This window comes from Shewanella sp. 0m-8 (genome assembly GCF_052977265.1).
Map to the genome: position 1 here is coordinate 1 of NZ_JBRIMB010000111.1, position 761 is coordinate 761.

Sequence of the window (761 nt, forward strand, 5' to 3'; positions counted from 1 at the left end):
TGTGGAGTCAATCTTGAAATACCACCCTTGTAGTTTTGATGTTCTAACCGCGGCCCCTGAATCGGGGTTCGGGACAGTGCCTGGTGGGTAGTTTGACTGGGGCGGTCTCCTCCCAAAGAGTAACGGAGGAGCACGAAGGTTGGCTAAGTACGGTCGGACATCGTACGGTTAGTGCAATGGCATAAGCCAGCTTAACTGCGAGACATACACGTCGAGCAGGTACGAAAGTAGGTCATAGTGATCCGGTGGTTCTGTATGGAAGGGCCATCGCTCAACGGATAAAAGGTACTCCGGGGATAACAGGCTGATACCGCCCAAGAGTTCATATCGACGGCGGTGTTTGGCACCTCGATGTCGGCTCATCACATCCTGGGGCTGAAGTCGGTCCCAAGGGTATGGCTGTTCGCCATTTAAAGTGGTACGCGAGCTGGGTTCAGAACGTCGTGAGACAGTTCGGTCCCTATCTGCCGTGGGCGTTGGATGATTGAAGGAAGCTGCTCCTAGTACGAGAGGACCGGAGTGGACGAACCGCTGGTGTTCGGGTTGTCATGCCAATGGCATTGCCCGGTAGCTACGTTCGGAATCGATAACCGCTGAAAGCATCTAAGCGGGAAGCGAGTCCTAAGATGAGTCATCCCTAGGAATTTAATTCCTCTAAAGAGCCGTTCGAGACTAGGACGTTGATAGGCAAGGTGTGTAAGCGTTGTGAGGCGTTGAGCTAACTTGTACTAATGACTCGTGAGGCTTAACCATACAACCCT

General features: G+C 52.7%; 1 rRNA gene. It reads left to right on the forward strand.

The annotated features are described in order from the left end of the window. Window positions 1–753 (forward strand): 23S ribosomal RNA (locus tag ACVBIO_RS21590); the annotation flags it as partial. Window positions 754–761 lie beyond the last annotated feature (8 nt).